The organism is Saccharopolyspora sp. NPDC002376 (genome assembly GCF_053593195.1).
This window is the reverse complement of record NZ_JBSFBZ010000022.1, coordinates 41,261-56,757: the sequence shown is the minus strand read 5'-3', so window position 1 is coordinate 56,757 and position 15,497 is coordinate 41,261. Positions and strand designations below refer to the sequence as shown.

Genomic DNA, 15,497 nt, shown 5'->3' with positions numbered 1-15,497 from the left:
GATGAACTCGTCCGGAAGTACAGCAACGATCGCAGTAAGCTGTCGCCCGAGATGCGGGCGAAGGTCGAGGCTGCCACTGAGTCGGCTAGGCGCAGGGCTGCCAGCGGTCGGGTCGTAGAGGTCGACCCAGCGGACAACTTTCCTATCGGGCTGGATGACAACTACAACCCGTTCCCGACTTCGCGGAAACGGGCTGACAGCCGGGATGCCGACGACTCAGCGGACGCCAGCGGGAATGACCAGTAGGTGGTCCTGGTCGGGGCGGCTTCGGTCGACGGATCGGCGTTGTGAGCTTGGTTTGATCGTGGAAGAGAAGTTGAGTCGACGGGGAGGCACGGGATGACCGCGCTCGAGCAGGCCATCGATAGGTACGCGAGCGATCCTTCCGCGATCGATCAGGTGTACCGAGAGTTCCTGATGGCCAAGATGCTGCTGGTGACCGCTCCCGACTCGTCGGATCCTGCGCTGATCAACGTCGACGGGCAGGAGAAGGAGCAGATCTGGGCCTGCACCAGCAGGAGTGCGGTGCCGGACTTCGCACCCGGTACGTCGGCGGTCAACGGGTATCAGCTACTGCCATGGCTGATCGACCGGGATGTGCACGTCGCCACTTCTCCGCAGACTCAGGACATGATGTTGAGCGGTGAGTTGGCGATCGTTCATTCGGCGCCGGACATCACCGACGAGCTCAAGTCCGACGCACAGCGGCAGCCAGGTTCCTGGATTGCCGTCCCTGATCGCATGTACCAGGGCCAACCGCGTGACAGGATCCCGGAGCACGCGTTCGTCGGCGAGTATTGGGTCGATGAGGCAGGCGTGGTGACGAGCCAATACCGCTTCAGCCCCAAGTATCGGCCTTCGCCGTTGGCACTCGGCTTCCCCCAGCCCGTGAGCCCACTCGAGAAGGCCCTGCACCTGCACGAGACCGGCTACATCTCGACGGAAGCGCTCACGACCGTCCTCGCGAACAACGACTTCGCCCTGGTGGTGGAAAGCAACGGGGTGGCACCGATGTTCCCGCTAGGCGGGCGGAAGGTCTTGGTCGCTGCATCCGGTGTTAGGTACATCCCGGAGTTCGCGAAGGGCGCGAACAAGGCGAATCTGGCCACGCTCGAATCTCTCTTGGGCGAAGCAGACCTCGTCATCGACCTTGGCACGCGGCATCAAACGGAAATTGCCGGGACGGTGCTGCTGCAGGAACTCGCGAGGCAGAGAACGGCCCAGCAGCGCGATGCGAACCAACCGCAAGAGGCAGCTCCTGCCCAGCCACAGGCGGCTCCCGCACCATCGGCAGAGCCGATCGATGCTGGTGAGCGGTTCATCGGATCGATGTTGGCCGGGGCTGTGGGTGATGCTCTTGGGTATGCCATTGAGTTCGACGACATCGGGATGATTCGGCAGACGCACGGCGATGCTGGGCTGACAGCTCCGGTGCTTCGGGATGGCGTTGCTCAGGTTTCCGATGACACGCAGATGATGCTGTTCACGCTCGAGGGGCTCATCCGGGCTCATGTGGCTCGGCGGATGAATCCGGTCGACAACGACCCCGTTCCCGAGGTGCAGCACGCTTATCAGCGGTGGTTCCACACGCAGAACCAGCCGTGGGCGCAGGCCGGTGGTCCGTACGCGCGGCACCTCCAGCAGCCCGATGGGTGGTTGATCACGAACCGCGAGTTGTTCCACCGGCGGGCTCCGGGGAGCACCTGCATGTCGGCGTTGGGGAGGTTCGCTCAGACGCATCAGCACGCCACTCCGCAGGTCACCGTCAACGACTCCAAGGGGTGCGGCGGCGTCATGCGTGCCGCGCCAGTGGCGGTGTGGTCCGGCGATCCGGCCGAGGTGTTCTACGCCGCGGTCGGTACGGCTGCGCTGACGCACAGCCATCCCAGCGGTTACCTGTCCGCTGGGGTGCTGGCCGTGATCGTGCACCAGCTAATCCGGGATAGGCCGTTGCCGGAGTGCGTGCGGTTGGCTCGGGAGCTGTTGCTTCGGTGGCGGGGGCACGAGGAGCAGCTGCAGGTCCTCGACAAGGCGGTTGAGCTCGCGAAGAAGGGGCCGGTCAGCCCGGAGGAGCTCAAGGACACCCTTGGACAGGGCTGGGTCGGTGAGGAGGCGCTCGCGATCGGGCTCTACGCCGTGCTGGCCACGGATAACCTGCAAGATGGGTTGCTGCTGTCGGTGAACCACTCGGGGGACTCGGACTCCACAGGGATCGTGGCGGGCAACATCGGCGGAGCGCTCTACGGAACGCGGGCCATTCCCCAGGAGTGGCTGTCGAACCTGGAGTTGCGCGAACTTGTCGAGCAACTGGCCAAGGACGCGCTTGCCGAGTTCAGCCCCGGTCCGCCTATCGATCCACAGTGGACTAGGCGTTACCCGGCTTGGTGAGAACAGGGGGAAGCTTCCCACCGGGCTGCGACCGGATTGAGCACGACGAACACCGTGCGGAGTCGCGGTGGGAAGGACTAGCTGGCCCGACCGGTTACGGCGTGCACAACCTGGCCGCGTCCCGCGGCGAGGTTGTTGCGGGAGAGTTGTGATGGTTGATTCTGGTGAGAGTGGGGATCCGGGCGTAGCTGATCGCGTGCTTCGCCTCACTCCGCAGGACGAACGCTTTCTCGAACGCTGGCGGGACTTCTGGCTAAACCGGAATGACGCGGCTACCGGCGGGAGTGCGCTCTACCGGCTTGCGGTGGCGACATTGGGTGAGGACGCCGTCGAGCAGCGGCATAAACGCGACCGAGAGCTGAATGGTCGCCCTGGTAGTCCTGCTGCGACTGAGCGTTTAGCGGAGCGGGATGAACGGGGCCGGTGCTCCGTTGAAGTGACTGCGGAGGAGGAGCGGATCCTCGACGAGTTCCGAGCGTTCGCCGCCGACTCGACGCGGCACGTGCGCGGTGATGCCGAACTCCTCATGCTGGTGCAGGGGGACGCGGACGGAGGAATCCGCGACAAGGCCGCGGAGGACACGCGCGTCCCCTTCCCTGCGTGTTGGCCAGAATCGGCGATCGGTCTCACCGGAATGTTCTTCGGCGGTGCAGTCGGTGATGCTTTCGCGTCATCCGTGCAGCACTGCCAGCTGTCGGAGTTGATCAATGAGTACGACGCCGGAACTCTCGGCGCGGGCGTCCTCGGGCCGACCACTGCGAGAACTCGGCGAAACCTGCTCCTCGCGGAAGCTCTCCTGCGCGGTCATGCTCGCATCAGGCGTTCCGAGAAAGCCGGTATCCAGTGGCTGATCAGGGACTTCCATCGGCGATGGCTGCAGGTCGCGGGACGGTCGGGCGGTTCTCCGCGGGTATGGCTGACCGCAGATCCGGCGATGACGCGTCCGCACCAGGTGGACGAGGATTTCGCTATTGTGAGCCAGGCCCTGTTGGAGGGTGGTGCCCCAGCCGGTTCGACTGGACGCGGCACGGCCGCGGGTGTTCTTGTGCACGCGGCCCCGCTCGCGCTGCTGTGGGATCGCATGCTCGTTGACGACCGGTCCTCCTCCCAACGACACCAGAAGTTGATCGAGTTCGCCGATGTGGTGACGTCGGAAACGCATTCGTCGCCGGTCGATCGGCTGGCCGTGGCAACGCTGGTCGTGCTGCTCCGAGCGTCGTCCTACGGTTATCCGTTGGCGCGGTCGATCAGCACGCTGAAAGCAGATCTCGAGCGGTGGCCGGGCCACGAACCCGTCGTCGAAATCATGAATCGCGTGCTGGACCTGCACCGCGAGAAGGGCGGCGATCCGGTCGCGGACGTCGCTGGTCTCGTCTCGCAGGTCGATCCGGGCACGGCCCTCGGCGCGTTGGCGATCGGGTCGTATGCAGCCTGTGGCGCGGATGAACCTCGAACGGACTTCGCTGGCGCGCTGGCAGTGTCCGTGATGCACCCTGGGGATCGCGCTGCGAGCGCGATCGTTTGCGGCCAGCTGATCGGGATGTTCTCCGGTCCGGGTGTTCTTCCACGGCAGTGGATCGAACAGCTCGACCTTCGCGACGTCGTCGCTGAACTTGCCGCTGACACCGTTGCGGTGGTCGGCCCGGAGTCCGCGGAAGCCGAGGATCAGGTCAAGCGCTACGCCTCGGAACCGGTTTCTTCGACCACTGCGTCGCAGCCGCCGATTGATCCCGGAGCGAGGAGCGAACAGCCTGGGGCGCATCGGCGGTCTGAGCTGACGGTGTTGGGGGACGGCGGGAGCGCCGACGAGCGGCGGGACCGGTTTTTCGGTGCGGTGCTCGGTTTCGCCATCGGGGACCGCCTCGGCTCAGCCGTCTCGGAGCTGACCTGGCCCGAGATCCAAGACCGGTTCGGCACCAAGGGAATCTCGCGTTACGCAGCTGCTGCGGAATTCGAGCAGCTCCGGTCGAATCCGCTCAGGTTGGCCCTGTCGTTGGACATCTTGATCAGGGCCGATCAAGCCCGGCTCGGCGGCGAGGACGCGGACTTGGGACAGTTGCTCAACGCGGGGTATCAGCGATGCGCAGAACGATTCCCCGACTTCACCAACGACGTGATCGCCGAATCGACCGCGCGTCGCCTGATCGATCCGGATTTCCGGCGTTCGCTGACGCAGGTCGGGAACAGTGCTGACGAGATCGTTCGCTACTTGCCGCTGGCGCTCTGGACCGAGGTCTATCCGAGTCTGTCCCCACTGGTCCGGCAGGCTGTGTCAGGTCTGGGCGACGTCGAGGCTGCTTCGATCGCGAGCTTCGTGGTGCTTCTGCAGCTTTGCATCTTCTCGAAGAACCCGGTGCGTGCGATCGGCATGGTCCGGGCGGAGTCTGGGGAGCTTTCCGGCCCGGAGCTGAGAACCGCGTTGATGAAGGCCGAGCAGGTCGCGAGGCGTGGGATCACTCCGGCGGAGCTCGAACAACTGGGCACCGGCAACACTGCCACCGAGGCGATCGCCATCGCTGTCTGCGCTGCTGAATCGGCGGAGTTCGATCTCGACGAATCGTTGCGCATCGCGGTCAACCACTCGGGCAGCAGTGCCGTGACCGGTGCACTGTGCGGGGCGTTGCTGGGCGCAAGCTTCGAAGGCGCGCAACGGCTTCCCGAACATTGGCTGAAGGGGCTTGACGGTGGGCTAATGCTCTATCGGTTGGCGCAGGATGCCGGAGAGCAGTTCGGGCCCCAGCCGCCGGACAACGAGGAGCGGCGGCAGCGCTACGCGGCATCGTCTATCACTGCGCCACCACAGCCGATCGAGCCGCATGAGCGGTTCATCGGATCGATGCTCGCCGGTGCAGTCGGGGATGCGCTTGGTTATGCCATCGAGTTCCACGACATCGACCTGATTCGGCGGACGCATGGCGAGGCCGGGGTGACCGGGCCGGTGCTCCGGGATGGTTCCGCGCACATCTCCGATGACACGCAGATGATGTTGTTCACGCTTGAGGGGTTGATCCGGGCGCACGTGGCTCGGCGGATGAATCCGGTCGACAACGACCCCGTTCCCGAGGTGCAGCACGCCTATCAGCGGTGGTTCCACACGCAGAACCAGCCGTGGGCGCAGGCCGGTGGTCCGTACGCGCGGCACCTCCAGCAGCCCGACGGGTGGCTGATCACGAACCGCGAATTGTTCAGCCCGCGTGCGCCGGGGAGTACGTGCATGTCTGCGTTGGCGAGGTTCGCGCAGACGCACCAGCACGCCACTTTGCAGAACCCGGTCAACGACTCCAAGGGCTGCGGCGGGGTCATGCGGGCTACACCGGTGGCGGTGTGGTCGAACGATCCCGCCGAGGTCTTCCACGCCGCGGTCGGCACCGCCGCGCTGACGCACAGCCACCCCAGCGGCTACCTGTCCGCCGGGGTGCTCGCCGTGATCGTGCACCAGCTCATCCGGGATGTGTCGTTGGCGGATTCCGTTCGGTTGGCTCGGGAGCTGCTGCTGCGGTGGCGGGGGCACGAAGAGCAGGTGCAGGTCCTCGACGCCGCCGTGGAGCTCGCGAAGCGGGGGCCGGTCGCTCCCGAGGTGATCAAGGACACGCTCGGGCAGGGGTGGGTTGGCGAGGAAGCTCTCGCGATCGGGCTCTACGCCGCGCTGGCCACGGATAATCTGCGGGACGCGCTGCTGCTGTCGGTGAACCACTCGGGGGACTCGGACTCCACGGGGATCGTGTGCGGCAACATTGCGGGGGCTCTGCACGGGGCTCGGGCCGTTCCGCCGGAGTGGCTCGCGTCCCTGGAGCTGCGCGGGGTGATCGAGACGCTGGCGCGGGACGCGCTCGCCGAGTTCAGCCCCGGGCCGCCGACCGATCCGGCTTGGACTCGGCGCTACCCGGCCTGGTGACCACGAGGGAGAAATCTCCATGACCGACGCTCGACCGCCGCAGCTGTCGTGGGCGGAGCGCTTTCGCGGCGCGATGCTCGGCGGTGCCGTCGGCGACGCTCTCGGCGCCGGGGTGCGCAACAGGAGCACCAGCGAGATCCAGCAGTGGTTCGGCCCGCAGGGCGTCGTCGACTACCTGCCCGTCTACGGGCGGCGCGGCGCGGTCACCGACCTGACGCAGCTCAGCGTGTTCACCTTGGAAGCACTGCTGCGCGCGAAGGCCGCGCGCTCGGGCAGCGGGTGGCTGCCGACCGAGTTCATCTTCACGAACTACCTGCGCTGGCTGTACACCCAGGGCGTGCCGTGGGACTACGCGATGTCGGCGTACCTGTCGACGGAGCCTGCTCCCAACAGCTGGCTGCTCGAACGGCCGGAGCTGTACTCGACCCGCAACCCGGGCGGCACGGGACTGCTCGTGATCGGGCGGACGGCGGAGCAATCTCCGCTGGGCACCGACGGCACGCTGCATCCCCCGATGGTTCTGGACGGTCCGGCCGAGTTCACGGTCTGGGCCGCGCCGGCCATGGCGTGGTCGAACGTGCCGGAGGAGGTTTACTCGGTCGGCGCTGCGACCGCGAACCTGCTCACTTCCGCGCCGAACTCGATTGCCGCAGCCGGCCTGCACAGCGACGTGTTGGCGCAGCTGGTCAGGGGAGTGCCGTTGTGGGACGCGGTGACCACGTCCGACCACAACCGGCTCGGCAACGCTTATTGGACGGGCAAAGGGCCGGCCGACGTGCGCAGGACGGTGCACGCCGCGATGTTCGTCGGGCAGCGCGGCATCCGCCCCAACCCGCGGGAGCTCGACGTCGAATTCGACCTGGACGAAAAGCCCGGCGAACTCGGGATCGCGCTGGCCGCGGTGGGCAGCACCCGCAATTTCGCTGATGCGGTGCGGGTCGCCGTGAACCAGTCCGGCGACAGCTCCGTCACCGGTGCGCTGGCGGGGCAGCTCGCCGGTGCGATCTACGGACCGAGCGGGATTCCCGCGCAGTGGCTGGACGAACTCGAACTGCGCGAGATCATCGACACTCTCTGCGCGGACGCCACCGAGGCCTTCGCGCCGCCACCGCCGCCGCAGTGGGCGCAGCGGTACGTGCCGAATTCCCGGTCGTTCGGTGGCCCGAGGGAGCTCACCGGTCCGAACACCGTTGAAGGTGCTGCTGAGCAGACCATGGTTCTGCCGGCCATTCCGGCGGCGAAGGACGACACGCCTCCGCAGGGGCAGCAGAGTCCGCGTTCGACGAACATCGGGGCGCCGACGTTCCCGCGCTCCGCGAAGAGCGACCTGTCGAGCACTGGGCCGATTCCGGTGCCGAGCCTGAGCTCCGCCGAGGTGCCGGTGGAGACCACCGCGGTTTTCCCGGCGATCCGTGACGAGGAGTCGTCAGGGGATGCGCCGCAGGTCGGCGCCTTCCCACCGCCGAGCGAGCTCCGGGTTGTGGAGCCGTTGGTCGAGCCTGAGGACGACGAGCAGCCTGCCGACGCCGCTGACTTCGGTCGGATCGTCATGCCGGACGTCGCCGCTGTTGCTGCGATGCCGGAGACCGCCGATGCCGACTCGCCGGAGTTCGTCGAGTCGGAAGAAGCAGTCGTCGACCGGGAGGTTGCGGAGCGCATCGTTCGCGAAGTGGCTGACCTCGGTCGGATCTCCGTGCCGGACGCCAATGCTGTTGCCGCTGGGGCGGATCTGACCGTCGACACCGAACCGGTCGAACCGGAGCAGATCCGCGATGACGTGCGTCTCGGTCGGATCTCCGTGCCGGATGCCGAGGCTGTTGCTTCGGCTGGCGCCTCCTCCACGGAGTTCGTCGCAGACGAGGAGTCCGAGCAGGAAGACCGTGCGCGGATCGTCGTGCCGGACGCGGATGCCGTTGCCGCTGGATCGGATCTGACCGTCGACGAAGCGCCGGTGCAGGTCGAGGAGCCGGAAGACGCCGCTGATGAGCCGGACGTCGCCCACGAAGCAGCTCTCGAGGCGACCTCAGAGCTGCTGGAAGACGTTGCGGACAAAGGGGGTTCGACTCCGATGGCCCAGGAGTCTTCCGTCGTTCCGCAGGGCCTGCCGGAGTGCGAGCCGGTCGGCGTGAAGACGCCCGCGCGCGCACCGATCGACCTCGCACCGGCCGGCCTCGACCGGGCCGCCGAGCCGGAGCAGCTGGAAGCCGACGAACCGGAGACCGCCGTCGAGCAGATCGTCCCGATGTCGCTGGCCAGCACTGCTGATGACCTGCCGGATCGCGACGACGCCGAGGTGGAGAGCGCCGTCGTGTCGGACGACATCGCCGAGGCTGAAGAAGCCAAGCCGGTCGCTGACGTTGACGAGCTCAGCCACGACGATGTCGAGGCAGAAGACGCTCCGGCACCGGTCGATTACGTCGAGCAGCTGGACAGCGACGCTGTCGCAGCGGAGACCGTCGAGTCGGAAGACGTCGTTGCGGCTGAAGCCGAACCGGTCGCCGCGATGTCGCTGGTCAGCGCTGCCGATGAGCCGGTGGAGCACGAAGACGTGGAGGAATCGGACGTCGAGTCCGACGCGCCGATCGTCGACCACATCCCGACGCGGAACGTGATCCGGCTCGCGGAACCGGTCCAGGCCGAGCCCGCCGACGAGGAAGAGGACTCCGAACAGCCCGAGTCCAAACAGGACGACCCCAAGCCCGCCGAGCCGGCCCCGGTGGTGCGCGCCCGAGGCGGGCACGCCAAGGCGGACGGCCCGGACGACACCGCTCCGTCGCTGACCGAGCGCGTGCTGGGCAGCTTCCTCGGCGGCGCCCTGGGCGACGCTCTCGGCGCGGACCTCGAGTTCGTCACCGCCGAGGCGATCACCGCGCGCTTCGGCGCCGACGGCCCGTCCGGCCTCGCCGAGGCCTACGGCGTGCGTGGGGCGATCACCGACGACACCCAGATGACGCTGTTCACCGCCGAGGGCCTGATCCGCGGCAGCATCGCGAACCGGATGCTCGGCAGCGAAGACCCGCTGCCCGAGGTCCAGCTCGCCTACCAGCGCTGGCTGCACACGCAGGGCGTGGACTGGGACGCCGCGGCGGGCCCGTTCGTCGCTGACTACCCGGCGCCCGACGGCTGGCTGATCGAGGTGCCGGGCCTGTTCGCGACCCGCGCGCCGGGCAAGACGGTGTGGCGCGCGCTGGCCCGTTTCGGCGACGGCCACCCGGCCGGTTCGTTCACCGAGCGGATCAACGACTCCAAGGGCTGCGGTGGTGCGATGCGCGCCGCCCCGGTCGCGCTGTGGTCCGCCGACCCCGCCGAGGTGTTCCGGCTCGCCGCTCGCACCGCCGCGCTGACGCACAGCCACCCCGCCGGCTACCACTCCGCCGGGGCGCTGGCCGTGATCGTCCAGCAGGCGCTGCTCGGCCGTGGCCTCGACGACGGCGTTTGGCTCGCCCTGCAGGTCCTGGAGACCTGGGAGGACCACGAGGAGACCAGCGCTGCGCTCAAGGCCGCCGTCCAGCTCGCCGAGGCGGGCACGCCGACGCCGCAGCAGGTGGCCGAGCAGCTCGGCGGTGGCTGGGTCGGTGAGGAAGCGCTGGCCATCGCGGTGTGCGCGGCGCTGGTCGGTGGCGACGACGTCGAGCAGGCGCTGCGGATCGCCGTGCACCACGACGGCGACAGTGACTCGACCGGTGCGATCTGCGGGAACATCGTCGGCGCGCTGCACGGCGTCGCCGCGCTGCCGGTGGACTGGCTGGCCGACCTGGAGCTGCGTGACGTCGTCGAGCAGATCGCGCTGGACTGCGTGGCCGAGTTCGGGCACGGCGCGTTCCTGCCGGCCCAGGCCGCGATCGAGCCGCCCACCGGTGAGGACTGGAACGAGCGCTACCCGGTCCGCCCGCACTGGTCCGCGACACCCGAGCCGGCGGTCGCCGCGCCGGGCCCGGACTTCCCGGCGCCCAAGCCGGCACCGCGCCGCATCAACGGCGTCACGCACGAAGAACTGTCCGAGGGGGAGGACGAATGATCCTGGGGACGCCGATCCACGGCACGCACGCCCTGGTCAACGGGGAGTACCGACAAGACGTGCCGCTCGACCAGGCCGAGGGAGGGTTCGTCGTGCAGCACGACGAGCCCAGAGCGGTGCCGTCGGGCTTCCCAGCCCCGGCGTCCTACGGCGGGTTCCCGGACCGCTTCGCACAGCAGCGAGACCTGCTCCAAGCGCTGGGCGAGACGGTCGCCGCCGGGTTGCCGGACGGCTGGCAGCAGGCGGAGGTCGTCTGCGCCGCGCTGGGCAACCGGATCGAGATCACCGCCGCGGTCACCACCGACGGCGAGCACCAGTGGATCCCGACCCAGGACGTCGTCGCCGCGCTGCGACGGCACCGCGAGGTCTCCTACCACCCGGAGACCGGCGCCTGGACCTACGCGCGGTTCCACATCAGTCAGGACGGCTCGGACTTCCGCACCGGCCACGACGAGCCGAGCTGGACCAAGGCGCCCGAGGACAGCCGAGCGCACTACGAGGAGCTGCGCTACTACCCGCGCAACACCGTGCCGCAATGGCTGCTGGAACCGGCCTGGGCGCACTTCGTGGAGCACCGGGACACCGACGAGCGCGCCGAGCCGGTCCGGATGGCCGAGCTCTTCGACGGTCGCGACGCCGAGAACCGACCCCTGGTGCACCGGCCGGCGCTGAGCTGGGTCGAGAAGCAGTCGGTGCTCTACTACCTGCACGGCGGCGAGATCCTCCTGCGCGCGTACAGCACCGATCCCGACGAGGTGGACCCGCAGCGCCCGCCGGAGGTGCCCAAGCAGTTCCACACCGACGGCACCTGGGTGTGGCCGCTGGCGATGGCCTACTACCTGGAAGCGCACGACATCGCGCCGCCGCGCGACTTCCTCGACCACATCCGCCGTCTGTCCTACGAGCCGCCGCGGGAGATCGCCGACCGCGCGGCCGCCGAGGCCAAGGCGCTCGTGCTCGGCGGTGATCCCGATGCGCTGCAGCAGTTCGACCCGGCCGGCGCGATCGATCTGGCCCGCGGTTTCATCAGCGCGATGGGCATGAGCACCCGCTTCTACAGCTTCGAGGAGCCGGTGGGGGGCGGTTGGAGCATGCTCCGCGGCGCCGACGGCTGGTGGTCGGTGTTCTGCCTCGACCAGGGCGCGGTGAAGAACCGGTCCCGCTTCGCCGACCCCTACGCCGCCGCGGCTCACCTGATCGGTGCGATGTCGCTCACGCGGACCCAGTTCTTGCGGGAGCCGGACGAGCCGCTGCAGGACTTCGAATGCCGCTACGAGCCGTTCCCCGGCGAACCGCCGCTGGCGGCCTACGACGACAAGTTCTTGGTGACGTTGCGCGCTGGGGACGAGGTCGACCGGTTCGGCGAGCCGACCGGCAACACGGTGTTCGTGGCCGGGACCACGCTGCCGCAGCGGTCGGTGCCGCCGCAGCAGCCGCCGGGGGAGTACCGCAGGTACCGGGTGGTCACCGGCTTCGACGTCATCTCCGGGGTCGCCAAACCGGACTTCGGCCAGGTCGGCGGCGGCACCGCTTTCGTCCTGCCCGACGACGTGCGCGCGCTCGTGGCGGACGGCTGGCTGGCCGAGGTCTGACCGGACCCTGCTGATCGCAGCGCGGCGACCCGCCGCGCTGCGATCCATCTCGCCTGCCGGGAGAACCTTGTCGCGGTCGGTACAGTGGTGCACGACTTGATGCGAGCTCGCACTCCGAGGTGGCGCAGCGGCAGCGCCGGATGATCGAGCAGGTCAAGGGGGACCCCGTTTTGACCCTCTGAGAACGGGGCAGGTATCTTTGTTTATCGGACCCGACACCCATCGGGTCGATCCGCATGCCCGTGCATGACGTGGTCCCCTGATTCGGGCGACTGCGCCAGCGCCGAGGATGTGTGGAACTCCTCTCGACAACCCCATCGGGGTCGTTCCCGCCGGGGGTGCATCAGCACCGCAAGGCCGAGAAGTGGGCGACACGCCCGACCTCGTGGGCGGGGGAGTTCCGAAACACAGTGCCTGACAGGTGCTCGACGCCAGGGCACGCCGAAGCTCGAACGAGCGGCCGCTTGGTCGAGTACCAGAAGACGCGAACGCTGACAGAAAGCCGGTCCATGCCCACCATCCAGCAGCTGGTCCGTAAGGGCCGCCAGGACAAGGTCGCCAAGACCAAGACTGCGGCGCTCAAGGGGAGCCCGCAGCGGCGTGGCGTGTGCACCCGCGTGTACACCACCACCCCCAAGAAGCCCAACTCGGCCCTGCGCAAGGTCGCCCGTGTCAAGCTGAGCAGCGGCATCGAGGTCACGGCCTACATCCCCGGTGAGGGTCACAACCTGCAGGAGCACTCGATCGTGCTCGTTCGTGGCGGCCGTGTGAAGGACCTTCCCGGTGTGCGCTACAAGATCCTCCGCGGTTCCGCTGACACCCAGGGTGTGAAGAACCGCAAGCAGTCTCGCAGCAAGTACGGTGCGAAGAAGGAGAAGAGCTGATGCCCCGCAAGGGTCCGGCCCCGAAGCGGCCGCTGCACGCCGACCCCGTCTACGGGTCGCCGCTGGTCACGCAGCTGGTCAACAAGGTCCTGGTCGACGGTAAGCGTTCGCTGGCCGAGCGGATCGTCTACGCGGCGCTGGAAGGCTGCCGGGAGAAGACCGGTACCGACCCGGTCGTCACGCTCAAGCGTGCTCTGGACAACGTGAAGCCGACCCTGGAGGTCCGCAGCCGCCGCGTCGGTGGCGCGACCTACCAGGTGCCGATCGAGGTGCGTGCTGGTCGTTCGACCACCCTCGCGCTGCGCTGGCTGGTCAGCTACTCGCGGGCTCGCCGTGAGAAGACCATGGTCGAGCGCCTGATGAACGAGCTGCTGGACGCCAGCAACGGTCTCGGCGCGAGCGTGAAGAAGCGCGAAGACACGCACAAGATGGCGGAGTCCAACAAGGCCTTCGCGCACTACCGCTGGTGATGTCGGGTCGGCTCTTGCCCACCTTGGCGCACCTCTTCAACAGCTTGCACCTGCTGTAGGGAACGGGGAACAATCTCGTGGCACGCGACGTGCTAACTGACCTGACCAAGGTCCGCAACATCGGCATCATGGCCCACATCGATGCGGGCAAGACCACCACGACCGAGCGGATCCTGTACTACACCGGGATCACCCACAAGCTCGGCGAGACCCACGACGGCGCTTCCCAGATGGACTGGATGGAGGAGGAGCAGAAGCGGGGTATCACCATTACCTCGGCTGCCACCACCACCTTCTGGGGCGACACCCAGATCAACATCATCGACACCCCGGGCCACGTCGACTTCACCGTCGAGGTGGAGCGTTCGCTGCGCGTGCTCGACGGCGCGGTCGCGGTGTTCGACGGCAAAGAGGGTGTTGAGCCGCAGTCCGAGCAGGTCTGGCGCCAGGCGGACAAGTACGACGTTCCGCGCATCTGCTTCGTCAACAAGATGGACAAGCTGGGTGCGGACTTCTACTTCACGGTCAAGACCATCGAGGACCGGCTCCACGCCACGCCGCTGGTCATCCAGCTGCCGATCGGTGCCGAGTCGGACTTCGAGGGCGTCATCGACCTGGTCCAGATGAAGGCGCTGACCTGGCGCGGTGAGGTCCAGAAGGGCACGGACTACGAGGTCGAGGAGATCCCGGCCGACCTCGCCGACAAGGCCGCCGAGTACCGCGAGAAGCTGATCGAGGCCGTCGCGGACACCGATGAGGCCCTGATGGAGGCCTACTTCAGTGGCCAGGAGCTGACCGAGGACCAGGTCAAGAGCGGTATCCGGAAGCTCACCACCAGCCGCGAGGCCTTCCCGGTCCTGTGCGGTACCGCGTTCAAGAACAAGGGCGTTCAGCCCATGCTCGACGCGGTGGTGGACTACCTGCCGTCGCCGCTGGACGTCCCGCCGGTGCAGGGCACCCTGCAGGACGGCGAGACCCCGGCGGAGCGCAAGCCGAGCGTCGACGAGCCGTTCGCCGCGCTGGTTTCCAAGATCGCGGTTCACCCGTTCTTCGGCAAGCTGACCTACATCCGCGTCTACTCGGGCAAGGTCGCTTCCGGCGCCCAGGTCATCAACTCGACCAAGGGCAAGAAGGAGCGCATCGGGAAGATGTTCCAGATGCACTCCAACAAGGAGAACCCGGTGGAGGAGGTGCAGGCCGGCCACATCTACGCGGTGATCGGTCTGAAGGACACCACCACCGGTGACACCCTGTGCGACTCGGCGAGCCCGATCGTGCTCGAGGCGATGACCTTCCCGGCGCCGGTCATCGAGGTGGCCATCGAGCCCAAGACGAAGGCCGACCAGGAGAAGCTCTCCACGGCGATCCAGAAGCTCGCCGAGGAAGACCCCACGTTCCAGGTCAAGCTGGACGAGGAAACCGGTCAGACCATCATCAAGGGCATGGGTGAGCTGCACCTCGAGGTGCTGGTCAACCGCATGAAGACCGACTTCAAGGTCGAGGCGAACATCGGTAAGCCGCAGGTGGCCTACCGCGAGACGATTCGCAAGTCGATCGAGAAGTACGAGTACACGCACAAGAAGCAGACCGGTGGTTCCGGTCAGTTCGCGCGCGTGATCATCGCCCTCGACCCGATCGAGCAGACCGCCGACGCCCCGACCTACGAGTTCGCGAACAAGGTCACGGGCGGCCGGGTTCCGCGGGAGTACATCCCGTCGGTCGACCAGGGTGCGCAGGACGCGATGCAGTACGGCGTGCTGGCCGGCTACCCGCTGGTCGGTGTGAAGGTGACCTTGCTCGACGGCCAGTACCACGAGGTCGACTCGTCGGAAATGGCGTTCAAGGTCGCTGGTTCGATGGCGCTCAAGGAGTCCGCCGCCAAGGCGTCCCCTGCGCTGCTCGAGCCGATGATGGCGGTCGAGGTGACCACGCCCGAGGACTACATGGGCGATGTCATCGGCGACCTGAACTCCCGCCGTGGCCAGATCCAGGCCATGGAGGAGCGCAGCGGTACCCGCGTCGTCAAGGCCCTCGTGCCGCTGTCGGAGATGTTCGGGTATGTCGGCGACCTGCGGTCCAAGACCCAGGGTCGTGCCAACTACTCGATGGTGTTCGACTCCTACGCCGAGGTTCCGGCGAACGTGGCGAAGGAGATCATCGCCAAGGCAACGGGCGAGTGACCCGCTGCTCGGCCCTGGGTGACCGGGACCGGGCGCAGGCGACGCCTCGCGAAGGCGACCGGGGAGCAAT

The 15,497-nt window shown here is 67.6% G+C and carries 8 protein-coding genes; all 8 read left to right on the top strand.

From position 1 onward, the window contains the following. Position 1 precedes the first annotated feature (1 nt). The 8 genes from ACWCO2_RS16980 to fusA all read left to right on the top strand — a co-directional run bounded on the left by ACWCO2_RS16980 (position 2) and on the right by fusA (position 15,427). Positions 2-118, top strand: a complete 117-nt coding sequence (locus ACWCO2_RS16980) for a Vmc-like lipoprotein signal peptide domain-containing protein (RefSeq protein WP_450128663.1) — start codon at positions 2-4, stop codon at positions 116-118. 407 nt (positions 119-525) lie between these two features. Further along, positions 526-2,388: an ADP-ribosylglycohydrolase family protein gene (locus tag ACWCO2_RS16975; protein ID WP_450128662.1), complete on the top strand. Its 1,863-nt coding sequence runs from the start codon at positions 526-528 to the stop codon at positions 2,386-2,388. Positions 2,389-2,824: 436 nt separating this feature from the next. Beyond that, positions 2,825-6,283: an ADP-ribosylglycohydrolase family protein gene (locus ACWCO2_RS16970; protein ID WP_450128661.1), complete on the top strand. Its 3,459-nt coding sequence runs from the start codon at positions 2,825-2,827 to the stop codon at positions 6,281-6,283. 19 nt (positions 6,284-6,302) lie between these two features. Continuing rightward, on the top strand, positions 6,303-10,301 hold the full coding sequence (locus ACWCO2_RS16965; RefSeq protein ID WP_450128660.1) for an ADP-ribosylglycohydrolase family protein: 3,999 nt from the start codon (positions 6,303-6,305) through the stop codon (positions 10,299-10,301). Further along, a complete protein-coding gene (locus ACWCO2_RS16960; RefSeq protein ID WP_450128659.1) occupies positions 10,298-11,893 on the top strand; it encodes a TNT domain-containing protein in 1,596 nt (531 codons plus the stop codon). Before ACWCO2_RS16965 ends, ACWCO2_RS16960 begins: the two co-directional genes overlap by 4 nt. A 509-nt stretch (positions 11,894-12,402) precedes the next feature. Continuing rightward, positions 12,403-12,777 (top strand): 30S ribosomal protein S12, encoded by a 375-nt coding sequence (gene rpsL / locus ACWCO2_RS16955; protein ID WP_093155402.1) that lies wholly within the window; start codon positions 12,403-12,405, stop codon positions 12,775-12,777. Beyond that, positions 12,777-13,247, top strand: a complete 471-nt coding sequence (rpsG, locus tag ACWCO2_RS16950) for a 30S ribosomal protein S7 (protein ID WP_093155232.1) — start codon at positions 12,777-12,779, stop codon at positions 13,245-13,247. Before rpsL ends, rpsG begins: the two co-directional genes overlap by 1 nt. A 77-nt stretch (positions 13,248-13,324) precedes the next feature. Further along, a complete protein-coding gene (fusA, locus tag ACWCO2_RS16945) occupies positions 13,325-15,427 on the top strand; it encodes an elongation factor G (protein WP_450128658.1) in 2,103 nt (700 codons plus the stop codon). Positions 15,428-15,497 lie beyond the last annotated feature (70 nt).

What these genes read in the sequence shown, in the direction of transcription:
- ACWCO2_RS16980 (WP_450128663.1), top strand. Translation starts at nt 2, where the DNA reads ATGAACTCGTCCGGAAGTACAGCAACGATCGCAGTAAGCTGTCGCCCG.
- ACWCO2_RS16965 (WP_450128660.1), top strand. Translation starts at nt 6,303, where the DNA reads ATGACCGACGCTCGACCGCCGCAGCTGTCGTGGGCGGAGCGCTTTCGC.
- rpsL (WP_093155402.1), top strand. Translation starts at nt 12,403, where the DNA reads ATGCCCACCATCCAGCAGCTGGTCCGTAAGGGCCGCCAGGACAAGGTC.
- rpsG (WP_093155232.1), top strand. Translation starts at nt 12,777, where the DNA reads ATGCCCCGCAAGGGTCCGGCCCCGAAGCGGCCGCTGCACGCCGACCCC.
- ACWCO2_RS16960 (WP_450128659.1), top strand. Translation starts at nt 10,298, where the DNA reads ATGATCCTGGGGACGCCGATCCACGGCACGCACGCCCTGGTCAACGGG.